This window comes from Nocardioides sp. Root240 (genome assembly GCF_001428825.1).
Taxonomy (GTDB): domain Bacteria; phylum Actinomycetota; class Actinomycetes; order Propionibacteriales; family Nocardioidaceae; genus Nocardioides.
Map to the genome: position 1 here is coordinate 1 of NZ_LMIT01000007.1, position 1,436 is coordinate 1,436.

1 protein-coding gene is annotated in these 1,436 nt (G+C 67.5%); it reads left to right on the forward strand.

All coding sequences use genetic code 11. The features are described from left to right. Positions 1 to 114 precede the first annotated feature (114 nt). Positions 115 to 1,410 carry an ISL3 family transposase gene (locus tag ASE20_RS08020; protein ID WP_056894056.1) on the forward strand — a complete coding sequence of 432 codons (1,296 nt, stop codon included), beginning with the start codon at positions 115 to 117 and terminating at the stop codon, positions 1,408 to 1,410. The last annotated feature ends 26 nt before the right edge of the window (positions 1,411 to 1,436 follow it).

A 1,436-nucleotide genomic window follows, 5' to 3' on the forward strand; every position in this document is an offset into this window, starting at 1 on the left:
TTCGGCTCTTCTGCTGCATGTGTGGGTGGGATGAGCGGGTCCTGACGAGCACACGCCGCTCCCTGTCTAGGTTTCGAGCTGTCTAGGAACAAAACCGGGCGGCAGGAGAACGGCGTGGCACTCGTCAGCCTATGGCGTGGCTTGTTGGGGCTTGAACACACCGCGATCGAGAACGTCCGCCGCGACGGTGACGTGCTCGTCGTTGACGTCCGGCCGATGGCACGGCAGCGGGACCGGTGCGGTCGATGTCGACGACGTTGCCCGCGCTACGACACGGGTCGGGGACGGCGCCGGTGGCGCAGCCTGGACCAGGGCACCACCCTGACGTTCCTGGAAGCCGACGCGCCCCGCGTGCGATGCCGCCAGCACGGCGTGGTGGTCGCCCACGTGCCCTGGGCAGCCCACGACGCCGGGCACACCCACACCTTCGACGCGCAGGTGGCCTGGCTGGCCACGAAGACCTCGAAAGCGGCCACCACGGAGTTGATGCGGATCGCGTGGCGCACCGTCGGCGCGATCATCGCCCGGGTCTGGGACGCCGCCGAAGCAGCTGCTCCCACTGACGGGCTCGACGGGCTGAGCCGGATCGGGATCGACGAGATCTCCTACCGCCGCAACATGAAGTACCTGACCGTGGTCGTCGACCACGACACCGGCCTGCTGGTGTGGGCCGGCGAAGGACGCAGCCGAGCCACACTGCGCGCGTTCTTCGACGAGCTCGGACCCGAGCGGTGCGCCCAGCTGACTCATGTCTCGGCCGACGGCGCGTCCTGGATCGAGGAAGAAGTCACCCTCTGCTGCCCCAACGTGGTGATCGGCATCGACCCGTTCCACGTCGTGAAGTGGGCCAACGAGGCACTGGCACGGGTCCGTATCGACGCCTGGCAAGACGCCCGACGACTCGCCCGGTTCGACCCACCCACACTGACCGGATGGGCCCGCCGGAGCCAATGGCTGCCCGGACGTGATCTGGCCCGCGGACTGAAGGGCTCACGGTTCGCACTGTCGAAGAACCCCGAGAACCTCACCGACCGCCAACGCGCCAAGCTCGAGTGGATCGCGACCGCTGATCCCCGCCTGTACCGGGCCTACCTGCTCAAGGAAGCCCTGCGGCTGGTCTTTCAGATGCCACCCGAGCAAGCCAGACCCGAGCTGGATCGGTGGCTGGCCTGGGCACGTCGATGCCGCATTCCCGCGTTCGTCGAACTCGCCCGCAAGATCCGCCGTTACCGCGACCGGATCCTGACCGCGATCGAGCACAACCTGTCCAACGGGCGCGTCGAGGGCGTCAACACCAGAATCCGACTCCTCACCAGAATCGCGTTCGGCTTCCACACCTCACACGCACTCATCGCCCTCGCGATGCTCAGCCTCGGCCGCCACCGACCCGCACTCCCCGGCCGAACCTGACCCACACATCAGTCAGAAGCATCGAA